General features: G+C 70.3%; 13 protein-coding genes. 4 read left to right on the top strand and 9 right to left on the bottom strand.

Annotated elements, in window-relative coordinates; genetic code table 11:
* Positions 1 to 6: 6 nt before the first annotated feature.
* Positions 7 to 639 (top strand): endonuclease, encoded by a 633-nt coding sequence (locus AB0C35_RS33815; protein ID WP_358465116.1) that lies wholly within the window; start codon positions 7 to 9, stop codon positions 637 to 639.
* Between the two features lie 87 nt (positions 640 to 726).
* On the opposite strand, the gene AB0C35_RS33810 is transcribed toward AB0C35_RS33815, so the two are convergent.
* The 4 genes from AB0C35_RS33810 to AB0C35_RS33795 form a co-directional block, all read right to left on the bottom strand.
* Positions 727 to 2,151 carry a TerD family protein gene (locus tag AB0C35_RS33810; RefSeq protein ID WP_358465113.1) on the bottom strand — a complete coding sequence of 475 codons (1,425 nt, stop codon included), beginning with the start codon at positions 2,149 to 2,151 and terminating at the stop codon, positions 727 to 729.
* Positions 2,152 to 2,288: 137 nt separating this feature from the next.
* Positions 2,289 to 3,338, bottom strand: a complete 1,050-nt coding sequence (locus tag AB0C35_RS33805; protein ID WP_358465110.1) for a biotin/lipoate A/B protein ligase family protein — start codon at positions 3,336 to 3,338, stop codon at positions 2,289 to 2,291.
* Between the two features lie 125 nt (positions 3,339 to 3,463).
* The gene (locus AB0C35_RS33800; RefSeq protein WP_358465107.1) at positions 3,464 to 3,832 is read right to left on the bottom strand and encodes a DUF4180 domain-containing protein; all 369 of its coding nucleotides are present in this window, start codon (positions 3,830 to 3,832) and stop codon (positions 3,464 to 3,466) included.
* The gene (locus AB0C35_RS33795) at positions 3,825 to 4,283 is read right to left on the bottom strand and encodes a helix-turn-helix domain-containing protein (RefSeq protein WP_358465104.1); all 459 of its coding nucleotides are present in this window, start codon (positions 4,281 to 4,283) and stop codon (positions 3,825 to 3,827) included. Before AB0C35_RS33795 ends, AB0C35_RS33800 begins: the two co-directional genes overlap by 8 nt.
* Before the next feature lie 120 nt (positions 4,284 to 4,403).
* On the opposite strand from AB0C35_RS33795, the gene AB0C35_RS33790 reads away from it, so the two are divergent.
* Entirely contained in the window at positions 4,404 to 5,369 is a 966-nt protein-coding gene (locus AB0C35_RS33790) for a pirin family protein (protein ID WP_358465101.1), read from the top strand.
* Between the two features lie 180 nt (positions 5,370 to 5,549).
* Positions 5,550 to 6,245: a DoxX family protein gene (locus AB0C35_RS33785; RefSeq protein WP_358465098.1), complete on the top strand. Its 696-nt coding sequence runs from the start codon at positions 5,550 to 5,552 to the stop codon at positions 6,243 to 6,245.
* Between the two features lie 63 nt (positions 6,246 to 6,308).
* Here the strand turns inward: AB0C35_RS33785 and AB0C35_RS33780 are convergent, their stop codons facing one another.
* From AB0C35_RS33780 to AB0C35_RS33770, 3 genes are all read right to left on the bottom strand, one after another.
* Positions 6,309 to 9,119 (bottom strand): vitamin B12-dependent ribonucleotide reductase, encoded by a 2,811-nt coding sequence (locus tag AB0C35_RS33780; protein ID WP_358465095.1) that lies wholly within the window; start codon positions 9,117 to 9,119, stop codon positions 6,309 to 6,311.
* A gap of 122 nt (positions 9,120 to 9,241) precedes the next feature.
* Positions 9,242 to 9,715: a transcriptional regulator NrdR gene (gene nrdR, locus AB0C35_RS33775; protein ID WP_358465092.1), complete on the bottom strand. Its 474-nt coding sequence runs from the start codon at positions 9,713 to 9,715 to the stop codon at positions 9,242 to 9,244.
* Positions 9,716 to 10,142: 427 nt separating this feature from the next.
* Positions 10,143 to 10,478, bottom strand: coding sequence for a LysM peptidoglycan-binding domain-containing protein (locus AB0C35_RS33770; RefSeq protein WP_358465089.1), 336 nt, complete (start codon positions 10,476 to 10,478; stop codon positions 10,143 to 10,145).
* Between the two features lie 176 nt (positions 10,479 to 10,654).
* On the opposite strand from AB0C35_RS33770, the gene lexA reads away from it, so the two are divergent.
* Positions 10,655 to 11,353 carry a transcriptional repressor LexA gene (lexA, locus tag AB0C35_RS33765; RefSeq protein WP_358465086.1) on the top strand — a complete coding sequence of 233 codons (699 nt, stop codon included), beginning with the start codon at positions 10,655 to 10,657 and terminating at the stop codon, positions 11,351 to 11,353.
* Between the two features lie 98 nt (positions 11,354 to 11,451).
* Here lexA and leuS read toward each other — a convergent pair whose 3' ends face one another.
* Together leuS and AB0C35_RS33755 are read right to left on the bottom strand one after the other, a co-directional pair.
* Positions 11,452 to 13,920, bottom strand: a complete 2,469-nt coding sequence (gene leuS / locus AB0C35_RS33760) for a leucine--tRNA ligase (RefSeq protein ID WP_358465083.1) — start codon at positions 13,918 to 13,920, stop codon at positions 11,452 to 11,454.
* Positions 13,921 to 14,101: 181 nt separating this feature from the next.
* Positions 14,102 to 14,695 carry a hypothetical protein gene (locus tag AB0C35_RS33755; protein ID WP_358465080.1) on the bottom strand — a complete coding sequence of 198 codons (594 nt, stop codon included), beginning with the start codon at positions 14,693 to 14,695 and terminating at the stop codon, positions 14,102 to 14,104.
* Positions 14,696 to 14,918: the final 223 nt, after the last annotated feature.

Here is a 14,918-nt window from a genome sequence, read left to right as displayed (position 1 = left end):
AATGCCATGGACACCGTCGTCAAGAAGCTGCTCCACGAGTCCGGCGAGACGTTCGCCGAGGAGGCCGGCATTCCGCTGAAGGACCAGCCGGCCGCGCTGTTCAAGCTGCTGGTCCTGGCGAACCTGCTGAGCGCGCGCATCTCGTCGGACATCGCTCTCTCCGCGGCACGCGAACTGTTCGCCGCCGGCGGCGGGACGGCACGCGGGATGAGCAAGCTGACGTGGCAGGAACGCGTCGACGCGCTCGGACGCGGCCACTACGTCCGCTACGACGAGAGCACCGCGTCCCGCCTGGGCGACGTGGCGCAGATCGTCCAGGACAAGTACAAGGGCGACCTCCGGCGCCTCGCCATCGAAGCCGAACGCGACCCCGAGAAGGCCGCCGAGCTGCTGCAGGAGTTCCCGGGCATCGGCCCGACCGGCGTGGACATCTTCTGCCGCGAGGCCCAGTCCATCTGGCCCTGGCTCCGCCCCTACGTCGACGGCCAGGTCAAGAAGGGCGCCGAACGGCTGGGGCTCCCCACCGACGCCGCCGAACTCGCCTCCAAGGTCCCCGACAAGGACATGGCCCGGCTGAGCGCCGCCCTGGTGAGAGTGGCCCGAGACAAGAAACTGGCCGACACCGTCAAGGCCGCGTAAGCCGACGGCCGGTGCCGGGCTCAGGACGGTCGGCCGGAATCAGCCGACCGCCCGGGCCCGTGTCGGAGCCTGCGTCAACGGACGGGTTCAGTCCTTGCCGCGTGCGGCGACCCACTCCAGATTCCAGCCGTACGCCTGGTCGACCGACATCTTCCCCCAGCGCGGACGTCCGGGCGGCGGGAGGATGAAGCGTCCCTCACGTCGGACGACGAGTTCGCCGCCCACGTTCTCGATGAGCGCAAGGACCGCGTCACGGGACGCGTCGACACAGTCGCTGATGCGCATGTCGATCGGCGGCGCGCCCTTCGGGTACAGGGTCGCGATCGCATCCAGGCCGCGGAAGTCGTCGGCTCCGTCGTAGATCTCGGCGAACACCAGGATCCGCTTGAAGTCGGCGGTGTGGTCGAGGTTGATGTGGAGGTTCTCGCCCGACTCGATCGCCCCGGTGCGGTCGTCCTTGTCGAGCTTGATGAACGGCGCGCGTTCCAGCGCACCCATGTCGCCGAGCGCGTGGATGATGCCCTTGCGGCCGTCCTGCAGCTCCCAGAGGCAGCACAGGTCCAGGTCGAGGTCATGGCCGCGGCGGCGCTTGCCGAGGAATCCCTTGGCGACGCCCTCACGGGCGGTCCAGTTGAGGTTGACCCGCATGTGACCGGACGTCGCGCCGTGCTTGGTCAGCGAAACCGACGGCGCGTTCTTGGTGAGCGAGACCGTGCCGCCCTGCTGCTGCGGCTGCGCCGGAGGCGGTGGGGCGGCGGGCGGAGGCGGCGCGTACTGTCCGCCGGGAGGCGGGGGCGGCGGCGCGTACTGGCCGCCCGGCGGGGGCGGAGGAGGAGGCGGCGGCGCGAACTGTCCGGGTGGAGGCGGCGCGTACTGCCCACCGGGAGGCGGAGGTGGAGGCGGGGGCGGCGCGTACTGGCCTCCGGGAGGCGGTGGCGGCGCCTGGGGCTGCGGCGGCGCGGGAGGCGGCGGCGCGGTCTCCTCGGCGGGTTCGTCGACCGAGATCCCGAAGTCGGTGGCCAGGCCGCCGAGCCCGGAGTCATAGCCCTGCCCGACCGCGCGGAACTTCCACGCACCCTGCCGCCGGTACAGCTCACCGAGCACGAACGCCGTCTCCGTGGTGGCGCCCTCGCTGTCGAACCGGGCGACCTCCGTCCCGGCCGCCGCGTCCACCAGGCGCACGTACAAGCCCTGGAACTCGCCGAACGTCCCCCCATCGGCGGACGCCGCGATGACGATCCTGTCGATGGCGGGCTCCACGCGGTTCAGGTCGACCGACAGGACGTCCAGGACGGTCGCCCCCCGCTGCTTGCCGTCGTGCCGGACCGCGCCCGAGTTGTGCGCGGGCTGGTTGTAGAAGACGAAGTCATCGTCGGAACGGACCCTGCCGGTCTCCGCCAGCAGGAGCGCCGACGCGTCCGCGTCCGGTACGCCCGGACCGCTCTGCCAGCCGAGCTCGACCCGGACCGAGGGAACCGGCACCGCGGTGTTGGCGCCCTTCTGCATCGACATGAACGCTCCTCATCATCGATCGATGTCCCCAACCTATGGCCAGTCGCGCAGCCCGGCGACCTGCCATGACGGAACGACGCACGGAAACGGCCCGGAGTTCCGTCCGGGCCGGCCGCGTCATCGGCGCCTCGCCGGCCTCACGGGACGCGGGCGATCCACTCGGGGGTGCTGAACTTGTCCGTCACGTACTTGCCGGCGAGGCGCATCTCGTCCTCGCTGACCTGGTCGCCCGTCAGCCCGTACCGGCCCCTGAAGTGCCCGATCATCCGGTCGATGATCTCCTCGCGGGGCATCCCGGTCTGGCGGCGCAGCGGGTCGACGCGCTTGACCGCGCTGGCGGTCCCCTTGTCGGAGATCTTCTCCCGGCCGATCCGCAGCACCCGCACCATCTTCATGGCGTCGATGTCGTAGGCCATCGTCACGTGGTGCAGCACCGCGCCCGCGGCGAGCCGCTTCTGCGCCGCGCCCGCGATCTTGCCCTGGTCGGAGGTGATGTCGTTCAGCGGCTGGTACCAGGCCCTGATCCCCACCTCGCCGAGGGCGCCGAGCACCCAGTCGTCCAGGAACGCGTAGCTCTCGGCGAACGACATGCCCGCCACCAGCGTCTCCGGCGCGTACAGCGAATAGGTGATCGTGTTGCCGGGCTCGATGAACATCGCGCCGCCGCCGCTGATGCGCCGGACGACCTCCACCCCGTACCGCCGGGCCGCCTCGGCGTCGACCTCGTTGCGCAGCGACTGGAAGCTGCCGATGACGACCGCGGGCGACGCCCACTCCCACACCCGCAGCGTCGGCGGCCGCCGTCCCGCGCCGACCTCTTCGGCGAGGACCTGGTCGAGCGCCATGTGCAGGACGGGCTCCTGCGGCGGCTCGTGGATCAGCCGCCAGTCGTGGTCGCGCCAGTCCGACGCCCGCGCCACGGCCCGCCGCACCGCGATCCCCACGGCCTCGGCGGTGATCCCCAGCATCACCGTGTCCCGCGGCAGCCCCGCCTGGACACGGTCGCCGATCGCTCTGGCGTCGAGTTTCGCGGGCAGGCCGTCCAGGACGGCGTTGATCGCCTCCAGCGCCTCGTCGGGCTCCATGAAGAAGTCACCGCTGATCCTCGGCCCGCGGAGCAGGCCGTCCACGACATCGACGTCGGCGACGACGAGCTTGCCGCCCGGAACCTTGTACTCACCGTGCATCACATACAGGTGAACCCCGCGCGCCCACCCCCGATTCCACTGACCGGAACCACCGCCTCCGACCTGCACGGCAGCGCGGGCTCCTCGAACGCACCGGCTGGCCGTCGCGGAGCCCGCGCGGCCGCTCAGGCGACCGCTCGCAGCCGCTCGTCGAGCGCCTCCAGGTCGGGGAGGAACCACACGTGCCCCGCAGAGTTCGACTCGCGGACCAGCGCCTGGAGCGCGGTGCTCGCGGCCAGGTGTCCGGAGATGTCGCCGATGACGGCCAGGCGCAGCCGGTAGTTGACGAACTTCTGCATGACCTCGCCGGCGATGCCGGTTCCCAGGGAGAAGAAGTCCTCGTCCAGGCGGCTCGCGGGCAGTGCCACCACCTCCGCGCCGAGGAAGGCCGCGCCGATCAGGTCCAGCGCGTCCTGCGTGGTCGTCACCCGCGGGCCGGCCGGGTCGCACACGAGAACCTGCACCCCGGCCCGCTCCTGCATCACGTCAGTCATCGCCGTCCTCCCTCACGAACAGTCCGCTGTCATCGCCGAGCACGGCTTCGAGCATCCGCAGCACGTCGGCGGTGGCGGCCGCGCCGCCCAGTATCACGATCTTCATTCGGTTCCACTCCTGGTCATGGGCGACCTGCACGCGAAGCGCGGGGCCGGGCCCGCCGGTGTTCACCCCGGCCAGCACGAGCGTCCCCAGCCGGTCGGCCGCGGCACGGTCGACGCCGTCGATCTGCACGATGCTCGACACCTCGACGTGCGCCGCCCCGGCGGGCCGGGACACGGCGGGACGGTCCCGTCCGGTCAGCTCCTCCAGGTCGGCCTCGGCGATCCGGTACTGCTTGCCGATCCGCACCGCCTTGAGCCGCCCGGCGCGGATGTAGCCGCGCACGGTGCGCACATGCAAGCCGAGATGGTCGGCGACCTCCTCGACCGAGTACATTTTCTCCCTCATCACTCCCCAGCATAGGCCATATAGGGAAGGATGCGTAATTTAACAGGACAGCAGGGCAGTGTTCGGGGGTCGCGAGCGGTAGGGCATCGTAGAAGCAGCGGTCGAGTGAAGGGTGGCGCGGTGAGCAATCTCGATGTCCGGCCGAAGCCGGTCGAATGCGGCGGGCGGGACGATGCCGCGGGACGCCCCGTCCACGAACTCCTGCCGCCGCGGCGGGTGCCCCTGGGCGAGTCCACGGTCGTCCGCAGGCTCCTGCCCAGCCTGGGACGGCGCATGGTGGGCGCCTGGTGCTTCGTCGACCACTACGGGCCCGACGACATCGCCGACGAACCGGGCATGCAGGTACCGCCGCATCCGCACATCGGGCTGCAGACGGTGAGCTGGCTGCACGGCGGCGAGGTCCTGCACCGCGACAGCCTCGGCAGCCTGCAGACCGTCCGGCCGAAGGAACTCGGGCTGATGACCGCGGGACGGGCCATCGCGCACTCCGAGGAATCACCGCGCCCGCACTCGCCGATCCTGCACGGCGCCCAGCTGTGGGTGGCGTTGCCCGACTCGCACCGGCACACCGAGCCCGCGTTCGAGCACCACGCCGACCTGCCCGTCGTGGAGGGGCCCGGTTTCAACGCCACGGTGATCCTGGGCGAGCTGGACGGGACCGCCTCGCCCGGCACTGCCTTCACGCCGATCATGGGCGCCGACCTCGCCCTTGAGGACGGGGCCCGCGTGCGGCTGCCGGTCGAGCCCGACTTCGAGTACGCGGCGCTCACGATGTCCGGCATCACCGAGGTGGACGGCATGCGCGTCGAGCCCGGCTCGATGCTGTACCTCGGGAGCGGCCGCCGCGAACTGCCGCTGAGGGCCGACGGCGACAGCGGCCTCGTCCTGCTCGGCGGTGAGCCGTTCGAGGAGAAGCTCGTCATGTGGTGGAACTTCATCGGCCGGACCGGCGAGGAGATCGCCCAGGCACGGCAGGACTGGATGGCGGGCGACCGCTTCGGCACCGTGCACGGCTACGACGGCGCCCCGCTGCCCGCGCCCACCATGCCCGCCACGCCCCTGAAACCCCGCGGCCGCACCCGCTGACGAACACGGCCGCGCGAGACCGCCGCCGCCCCGGCGCCGCGGCGGTCGCGCTGCCGTGCACCGTTACCGATTGTCCCTTCCTCGGGCCGGTTCACCTGGTATGTTCGCGCGATCCATCCGGCGGACGTCATACTCTCCGTCGAAAACCGGGCCGAATCACCCGTTGAAGGAGTCGATGGCATGCGCACACGGCCGCTCTACAACATCGCGGCGGTCCTCGCGCGGGTCGGCGTGGGCGTCGTGTTCATGGCACACGGCTGGCAGAAGATCGAGGCGGGCGTCACCGCGACCAGCCGGTCGTTCGACGACCTCGGGGTGCCGCTGCCCACCGCCGCCGCCGTCTACTCCGCGTTCGTCGAACTGCTGGGCGGCGCCGCGCTGATCGCCGGGCTGGGCCTCCCCGTCACCGGCGCCCTGCTGTTCCTGGACATGGCCGGCGCGTTCGTGTTCGTCCACGCCACCGAAGGCCTGTTCCTCGTGGACGGCGCCGCGGTCGAGAACGGCTTCGAACTCGTCCTCGTCCTCGGCATGGCCAGCCTCCTGTTCGCCGCGGGCGGCGGCGGCCGGCTGACCCTCGACCAGTGGATCGCGCGCAAGCGGCTGAAGGGTGCGGACGACGAAGGCGAGGACGACGCGAAGAGCTTCGTCGAATCGCTCCGCCAAGCGGAGACGAAGCCGATCGCCAAGCCCGCCCGCAAGCCGCCGTCCCCGCGCCACGAGAAGACCCCGCCGCCCGGCTCCCCCGGCACCGAAACCGGCGCCAAGAACGCCGGCACCGAGGACGACACCCTCGTCGCCGGCCGCCGCAAGCCCGCCAAGCGCCGCCGCCCGAACGGCGGCACCGCCCCCGAGAACACCGACACGAACCCCGTCTAGCGCGGACACGGCGGGGAGCCCGGCCCTCACACCCGGCCGGGCTCCCCGCTTCGATCCGCGCCTCTAGCTGCAGCCGCTGGTGGAGCCGCAGCCTTCGCAGACGTAGCAGCTGCCCGCGGGCCGCATCTTCGTGCCGCAGGTGAGACACAGCGGCGCGTCCGCGGTGCGGCCCTGGCGGCTCTCGATGACCTCCATCGACGAGTGCGCCTCGCCCGCCGGAGCCGAGCCCGCAGCCGCGGGCCTGGTGATCTCGGCGGTCTGGGCCAGCGACTCGTGGTCGACCACATCGTCCCCGTGCAGGGCCGCCGGGTCCTCACCGTTGGCCTGCATGGCGCGCTCCCCGGCGGTCAGGATGCCGAGACCCGCGCGCTCCTCGTAGGGCAGGTGGTCCAGCGCGAGCCGCCGGAAGATGTAGTCCATCACCGACGTCGCCATGCGGATGTCGGGGTCGTCGGTCATGCCGGCGGGCTCGAACCGCATGTTGGTGAACTTCTCCACCCACGTCTCCAGCGGGACGCCGTACTGCAGGCTGATGGAGATCGCCATGGAGAAGGCGTCCATCACACCGGCGAGCGTGGAGCCCTGCTTGCCGAGCTTGAGGAAGACCTCGCCGACGCCGTCGTCCGGGTAGGACGACGCCGTCATGTACCCCTCGGCGCCCGCGACGGAGAAGCGGGTGACGGTCGCCGGCCGCTGCTTCGGCAGCCGCTTGCGCACCGGACGCGGTGTCGCCGTCTCCGCCGGCTCCGCCGCCTCCTTCTTGCCCGCGGCCGACAGCGGCTGGCCCACCTTGCAGTTGTCGCGGTAGATCGCCAGGGCCTTCAGCCCGAGCCGCCAGCCCTCGAAGTACACCCGCTCGATGTCCTCGATGCCGGCCTTCTCCGGCATGTTGACGGTCTTGGAGATCGCCCCGGACAGGAACGGCTGGACGGCCGCCATCATCCGGACGTGCCCCATCGGGCTGATCGCCCGCTCCCCCATCGCGCAGTCGAACACCTCGTAGTGCTCGGGCCGCAGCCCGGGCGCGTCCACCACGTGACCGTGCTCGGCGATGTACTCGACGATCGCCTCGATCCGCTCCTGCTGGTAGCCGAGCTGCTCCAGCGCGCGCGGCACCGTGTGGTTGACGATCTGCATCGACCCGCCGCCGACGAGCTTCTTGAACTTCATCAGCGCGAGATCCGGCTCGATCCCGGTGGTGTCGCAGTCCATCATCAGCCCGATGGTCCCGGTCGGCGCCAGCAGCGAAGCCTGCGCGTTGCGGTAGCCGTGCTTGTCGCCGGCCTTGAGGCATTCCTGCCACTGCTTGGCGGCGGCGGCGTGGATGGCCTTGTCCATGTTGTTCAGCGTGCGGATGCCGTCGTTGGCGGCGGCGTGCTTGCGCATGACGCGCTTGTGGCCCTCGGCATTGCGCGCGTAGCCCGCGTACGGACCGACGACGCCGGCCATCTCGGCGGACCGGCGGTAGGCGACACCCGTCATCAGGGACGTGATCGCCGCGGCCAGAGCCCGCCCGCCGTCGGAGTCGTAGGCGTGGCCGGTCGCCATGAGCAGCGCGCCCAGGTTGGCGTAGCCGATGCCGAGCTGCCGGTAGTCGCGGGTCGTCTCCGCGATCTTCTCCGTCGGGAAGTCGGCGAACGTGATGGAGACGTCCATCGCCGTGATGATCAGCTCGGTGAGCTTGACGAACTTGGCGACGTCGAACGTCCCCTCGTCCGTGAGGAACTTCAGCAGGTTGATGCTCGCCAGGTTGCAGGACGAGTTATCCAGGGACATATATTCCGAACAAGGGTTACTTGCGGTGATACGTCCGGTTTCGGGGTTGGTGTGCCAGTCGTTGATCGTGTCGTCGTACTGGATGCCGGGGTCGGCGCACTCCCAGGCGGCCTTGGCCATCAGCCGGAACAGCTCCTTGGCCTTGACCGTCTCCACGACCTCGCCGGTCATCCGGGCGCGCAGCCCGAACTCGTCGTCCGACTCGACGGCCCGCATGAACTCGTCCGACACCCGGACCGAGTTGTTGGCGTTCTGGTACTGGACGCTGCCGATGTCCTTGCCACCGAGGTCCATGTCGAACCCGGCGTCCCGCAGCGCGCGGATCTTGTTCTCCTCGCGCGCCTTGGTCTCGATGAACTCCCCGACGTCGGGGTGGTCGACGTCCAGCACGACCATCTTCGCGGCCCGGCGCGTCGCGCCGCCCGACTTGATCGTCCCGGCGGACGCGTCCGCGCCGCGCATGAACGAGACGGGCCCGCTGGCCGTGCCGCCGGACGACAGCAACTCCTTGCTGGAGCGAATCCGGGACAGGTTCAGGCCGGCGCCGGAGCCGCCCTTGAAGATGACGCCCTCTTCCTTGTACCAGTCCAGAATCGACTCCATCGTGTCGTCCACCGACAGGATGAAGCAAGCACTCACTTGCTGCGGGGACTTGGTGCCCACGTTGAACCAGACGGGGGAGTTGAAGCTGAACATCTGGTGGACCAGTGCGTACTTCAGCTCGTGCTCGAATACCTCGGCGTCCTGGTCGGAGGCGAAGTAGCCCTGTTCGAGGCCCGTGTCGACGTACATGCGCACGACGCGGTCGACGAGCTGCTTCAGGCTCCACTCGCGCTGCGGCGTGCCGACCGCGCCGCGGAAGTACTTGGACGTGACGATGTTGACGGCGTTCAGCGACCAGAAGTCGGGGAACTCGACGCCGCGCTGCTCGAAGTTCACCGAGCCGTCGCGCCAGTTGGTCATGACGACGTCACGACGCTCCCAGCGCAGCTCGTCATACGGATGCACGCCGGGCGTGGTGAAAATGCGCTCGACCTTCAAGCCCTTGCGGCTCCCCTTGCCGCGTCGTGCCGCCGAGCCGCTCACCGTCTCCGTCATGACCTTCCCCCTCTCGGGCCCTCCCGCCGGGCCCTGCTCAGGAACAACCGCGCCGCCGCACGGGCCATGCCCGAGCGGAGGCCGCTCTTACTTGTGCTGCTTGTGTTTTCCGGAACCCGCCCCTACCGGGGCGGGCCGGGCTCCCCCGAGGAACCGGCCTTCCGCAGTGTCTCGATCTCCTTGGCGAAGTCGTCCAGCGACTCGAAGCTCCGGTAGACCGAGGCGAATCGCAGATAGGCGACCTCATCGAGTTCGCCGAGCGGCCCCAGGATCGCGAGGCCGATCTCGTGCGAGGGGATTTCGGCGGAGCCGGAGGATCTGATCTCCTCTTCGACCCGCTGTCCCAGCTTCGCGAGCGCATCCTCGTCGACCGGACGGCCCTGGCAGGCCCTGCGCACACCGGCGATGATCTTTTCCCGGGAGAACGGCTCGGTGACCCCGCTGCGCTTGGCCACCATCACGAGCACATTCTCCTGCGTCGTGAATCGCTTGCCGCATTCCGCGCACGACCGGCGCCGCCGAATGGCGCCGCCGTCGTCGGTGGAGCGGCTGTCGATCACTTTGGTGTCAGGGTTGCGGCAGAACGGGCAGTGCACGTCCAATCCCTCCCCTGACAGAAACGCATCACACCTCTGAACAACGCCACATATAGGTGAAGTACATCGGTGTGACTACTAGATGTTGTGGTCAACCGTACGGCTCGCCGCAGGCGTTCGCAACCTGATCGACTGCCTCTCAGGTCACATCCGGCGCGTCCCCCCAGGTCACGTGAGCCCTCCCGGATTTCGTCCCGGGCGTGTCGTCACGGACCGTCTCCGGCGGCCCACTCCGCGGCGACAGACGCGCTGGTCAGCCCCCGTCGGCCTTCCCCTCCCCCGCCCTCACCGTCCCGGCAGAGCCGCCCGCCGCAGGGCGTGGAGCCGAGGTCCGGCCGCCCGCCCCTCGGGCCCCGCACGCGCTTCGGAGTCGACCGCCCTGGAGCCCCGCTCGGCCCGGGCGGCGCGACACGGGGTCACCGACGAGTCAGCGGGCGGGGAGGCGGATCTGTTGGCCCGGCCGGACGGTGGGGTCGCCGCCCAGGCCGTTGAGGTCGATGATGCGCTGGACGACGAGGCGGGGATCGGTACCCGGGTCGGCGTCGGAGGCGATCTCCCAAAGCGTGTCGCCGGGTTCGACGACGACGCTCTCGGCGGTGGTGGACGGGCCCCGGTGGCTCTCGCGCCCGCCGGCCAGGGCGCCGGGACCGACAGTGAGCCAGAGGACCACGAGTGCGACGGTGGCGGCGAACAGGACCAGCACGGTGCGGCCGCGGCGGGTCAGGCGGATCGGGACCCGGTCACTGTGGGGTGAACCCGACATCTCTCCCCTCCTCGACGTCGAATGCATTTTCGATCGAACGCCTGTACGATGTTCTACCAGGGGACGCCGGAAAAAAGCGAGCGCATCTTCGAACAATTGTTTGATCATCGGGCCGGGACGCGATAGCGTTCGATGACAAGGAGTGACGGATCGAGGCGCCCGGGAGGCGACGAGCGATGAGCAAGGTCCGGGAGCTGCCCGACGGGCCCATGGACGAGACGGGCCTGACCCAGCGGCAGCGCATGGTGCTGGAGGTGATCCGCGACTCGGTGCAGCGCCGGGGATACCCGCCCTCGATGCGCGAGATCGGGGAGGCCGTGGGGCTGACCAGCACCTCCAGCGTGTCGCACCAGCTCCGGGCGCTTCAGCGCAAGGGCTTCCTGCGCCGCGACCCCAACCGGCCGCGAGCGGTCGAGGTCCGGGTGCCGGGGGCGACGCCGGTGCGGACGGACGCGGAGGCCTACGAGGCGGCCGGGGGCCAGCCGTCCTCCGCGCAGCCCGCGCCCGCGTACGTGCCGCTGGTGGGGCGGATCGCCGCCGGTGGGCCGATCCTGGCCGAGGAGGCCGTGGAGGACGTCTTCACGCTCCCCAAGCAGCTCGTCGGCGAGGGCACCCACTTCCTGCTGAAGGTCAGCGGTGACTCGATGATCGAGGCCGCGATCGCGGACGGCGACTGGGTGGTCGTCCGGCAGCAGCCGGTGGCCGAGCAGGGCGACATCGTGGCCGCCATGATCGATGGCGAGGCGACGGTGAAGACGTTCAAGCGCCGCGACGGCCACATCTGGCTGATGCCGCAGAACTCCGCCTACGAGCCGATCCCCGGCGACGAGGCCTCGGTGCTGGGACGCGTCGTGGCGGTCCTCCGCAAGATGTGATCACCACCGCGCAGTGGCGCCCCGCGCGCCGCGTGCGGGGAGCCTGGTGAGAGGGAAGCGGCCGCCGGTGGTGTTCGGCGGCCGCTTCCGCGTGCGCGTCAGCGCTTCGGGACGATGTTGACGATCTTGGGGGCGCGGACGATGATCTTCGCGATCTCGGCGCCCGCCAGGGCGTCCCGGACCTTGGTGGAGTCCAGGGCCAGCCGCTCCAGTTCCTCGTCGGCGATGCCCGGGGCGACCTCCAGCCGGTCGCGGACCTTGCCGCCCACCTGGACGACGCAGGTGACCTTCTCCGCCACCAGCAGCGCGGGGTCGGCGGAAGGCCAGCCCGCGCGGATGACCGGGGCGGTGCGTCCCAGCAGCTCCCAGGCCTCGTCGGCGGTGTAGGGGGCGAACAGCGACAGCAACGTCGCGATGGTCTCGGCGGCCTCGCGGACGGCCGGGTCGGCGGCGCCGGGGCCGGAGTCGATGGCCTTGCGGGTCGCGGTGACCAGTTCCATGATCCGGGCGATCGCGACGTTGAACCGCTGCGTCTCGACCAGGGTGGTGGCCTCGTCGACGGTGCGGGCGGTGACGCGGCGCAGGGCCGTGTCGCCGGACGCGGCGTCGGCGCCGGGGTCGGAGGCGACCTCGGTGGCGATGCGGTGGACGCGGGACAGGAACTTGGACATGCCGTGCGGGGACACGTCCGCCCAGTCGATGTCGTCCTCGGGCGGGCCGGAGAACAGGATGGCCAGCCGGACGACGTCCACGCCGAACTCGCCGATCTGCTCGCCCAGGTCGACGCCGTTGCCCAGGGTCTTCGACATCGCCTTGCCCTGGTTGATCACCTGGCCCTGGTTCAGCAGCCGGCGGAACGGCTCGGTGAAGTCGATCATGCCCATGTCGTACAGGACCTTGGTGAAGAACCGGCTGTACAGCAGGTGCAGGATGGCGTGCTCGACGCCGCCGGTGTACTGGTCGACGGGCATCCACTTGCGGACCTGCTCGACGTCGAACGGGCCGCTCTCATAGCCGGGCGAGCAGTAGCGGAAGTAGTACCAGGACGAGTCGACGAACGTGTCCATGGTGTCGGTGTCGCGCTTGGCGGGGCCGTCGCACTTGGGGCATTCGACGTTGACCCAGTCGGACGCGGCGGCCAGCGGCGAGGTGCCCTTGGGGGCCAGGTCGGCGCCGCGCAGGCCCTCGGGCAGCGTCACGGGCAGCTGGTCGTCCGGGACGGGGACCTCGCCGCAGGAGTCGCAGTGCACGATCGGGATGGGGCAGCCCCAGAACCGCTGCCGCGACACCAGCCAGTCGCGCAGCCGGAAGTTCACCGACGCGCGGCCGGTGCCGCGCTCGGCCAGGATCTCGGTGATGCGGGCGATGGCGTCGGCCTTGGTCAGCCCGTCGATCGGCGCGGAGTTGACGATGGCGCCGTCGCCGGGGGTGGCGACGCCTGTCTCGGACGGGTCGGGCAGCCCGGTCTCGACCACGACGCGGACGGGCAGGCCGAACTTCAGGGCGAAGTCCAGGTCGCGCTGGTCGTGCGCCGGGACGGCCATGATCGCGCCGTGCCCGTATTCGGCCAGGACGTAGTCGGACGCCCAGACGGGCAGCCGCTCGCCGTTGACGGGGTTGACCGCGTAGCGGCCCAGGAACACGCCGGTCTTCTCGCGTTCGGTGGACAGCCGCTCGATCTCGCTCTCGCGGGAGACCTCCTCGCGGTAGGCCTCGAACGCGGCCCGCTGGTCGGGGGCGCAGATCTCCTCGGCCAGCGGGGCGTCGGCGGCGACGACCATGAACGTGGCGCCGAACAGGGTGTCGGGGCGGGTGGTGTAGACGGTGACGGGCTCGTCGCGTCCCTCGATGACGAAGTCGACGTCGGCGCCGGTGGAGCGGCCGATCCAGTTGCGCTGCATCAGCAGGACCCGCTCGGGCCACTTGCCCTCCAGCTGCTCCATGTCGTCCAGCAGCCGGTCCGCGTACTCGGTGATCTTGAAGTACCACTGGGTCAGCACGCGCTTTTCGACCAGGGTGCCGCAGCGTTCGCAGTGCCCGCCGACGACCTGCTCGTTGGCCAGGACGGTCTGGTCCTTGGGGCACCAGTTGACGTGGCCGCCCTTGCGGTAGGCCAGGCCCCGCTCGTAGAAGCGCAGGAACAGCCACTGCGTCCACTTGTAGTACTCGGGGTCGGAGGTGTGCAGGCGCCGCGACCAGTCGAACGACGCGGCGTAGCGGCGGAACGAGGACGCCTGGGTCTCGATGTTGGCGTAGGTCCACTCGGCGGGGTGCGAGTCGCGTTTGATGGCGGCGTTCTCGGCGGGCAGGCCGAAGGAGTCCCAGCCGATGGGGTGCAGGACGTTGAAGCCGCGCTGGAACCAGTAGCGGGCGGGGACGTCGCCGATGCCGAACGCCTCCGCGTGGCCCATGTGCAGGTCGCCGCTGGGGTAGGGGAACATGTCCAGCGCGTAGCGCCGCTCGCGGCCTTCGTCCTTCTCGTCGGCCGTGAACGGTTCGAGCTGCGCCCAGCGGGCCTGCCACTTGTCCTGAATCGCCCGCGGATCGTACTGCTCGTCGCTGCTCACGCCTACAACTCCGGTTTCTTGCTCGCTGATTGCAGGGCCCCAGGCCGTCCGCCGACATGAAATGGCCCCTCGCACAGGAGGGGCCACCACGCTGACGTCAGTTCGTCAACGTGGTCGTATAAGGAGCAGCCTGGCTGACATACATCAAGAGTAGCGCAACCGCAAGCCCTCCCGCGGGGACTTAATGGCCGGACTCCTGGCGGGCCATGGAGACGACGCCGGTCACCTGGACGCGGGTGAGTTCCAGGTCGACGCCGACGGCGGCGAGGGTCTCCTCCTCCGAGGCGCTGAGCCGCCCGTCGGTGAGCGCGATCTCGGCGGCGGCGCGCAGGATGCTCTCACGCGCCTCGGGGGCGAGCGCCGAGGCGGCGCGGGACATCTCGACGCGGACCTCGTCGAACGGGCGGCCGAGGTCGGAGGTCAGCGCGGCGTCGTCGTATCCGGCCACCCCCGCCTGCTGGACGACGGCGACGGCGCGGGAGCGCGCGGACGGGTTGGTGTAGTCGCCGGAACGCAGGACCTGGGCGATGGCCATCCGCAGGAGCATCGCGGGCATCTGGGCGAGCTGGGCGGTGGTCGGCACGTTGAGGACGCCGGGGTTCCAGCGGCCCTTGCACGTGTCGCATTGGATGAACTCACCGCCGGTCTTGGTGAGGGGAATGACCGGGACGAAGAACAGGGTGAAGAAGTTGCGCCCCTGCCGGCGCCGGTATTCGCGGTCGCCGCCGCAGTCGGGGCAGTGGAAGATTCCCCTGGTCAGGGTGAAGAAAACCACGCGCCAGCCAAAGATGATCAAGAGGTGCACCCTTTCTCGGTGGAGCGGCACATGGTAACGGTGACAGGGGCGGGCATGTGGGGCATCCGCCGGCCGGGCGGTCCATTCACGTCATGGAAACCGCACGTCAAAGCGGCGCGAAGGATGGCGCGGGCCGATCCCGATGCAGGAGGATGTGCGAAACGGCTCATACACTCGTCGGTAACTAACCGACCGGTCACCT

This window comes from Spirillospora sp. NPDC048819 (assembly GCF_040650055.1).
Taxonomy (GTDB): Bacteria; Actinomycetota; Actinomycetes; order Streptosporangiales; family Streptosporangiaceae; genus Spirillospora.
Note: the sequence above shows the minus strand (reverse complement) of the source record. Positions and strands in the feature narration are given on the sequence as shown.